At 61.4% G+C, this 490-nt stretch carries 1 protein-coding gene; it reads right to left on the bottom strand.

What is annotated here, in order from left to right; genetic code table 11:
* Positions 1-254 precede the first annotated feature (254 nt).
* The coding region (locus EN932_RS38630) for a hypothetical protein (protein ID WP_206619055.1) at positions 255-490 on the bottom strand (236 nt) is incomplete at its 5' end.

The raw sequence follows: 490 nt of genomic DNA on the forward strand, positions 1-490 counted from the left end.
TTTCCAAGTACCTGCTCGTGCACCAGGATCGGCTGGAGGTGCAAACACCATATTCTCGCTCGGTGGTAAACACGATGCGCGACGTGCCGTTTGCGTCCTGGGATCCCGACAGGCGCGCTTGGACAGTGCCTTTTCGCTCCTACGAACAACTGCATCGACGCTGGGCGGAAATCGAGGCTGCCGCCATTCGCAACGAGCCCGAAGCGCGAAAGCAGCGCGCGGCGCAGAGGCGCGGGTCTCCGCAAGACCTGGCGTCACGTGCACGTGCTATAGAACGCCGCCGCAGGCGCTATCCGCTCGACCCCGCCGATCTTCCACCTTTTGGCCGGCCCGTAATGACACGAAGCTTTGGTGTCGTCGTCTTCGTCGGATGCGATGGTGACTCCGTCGACGGCGAGATACTTCGTTCCCACTACTCCGACCTTCCAGACCACCATAATTATGTCTGGGGGCGATGGCGTCCCGCCGACCTCGATGAGCTCATCAAGAC

Source organism: Mesorhizobium sp. M7A.F.Ca.US.002.01.1.1 (assembly GCF_004022955.1).
Taxonomy (GTDB): Bacteria; Pseudomonadota; Alphaproteobacteria; order Rhizobiales; family Rhizobiaceae; genus Mesorhizobium; species Mesorhizobium ciceri.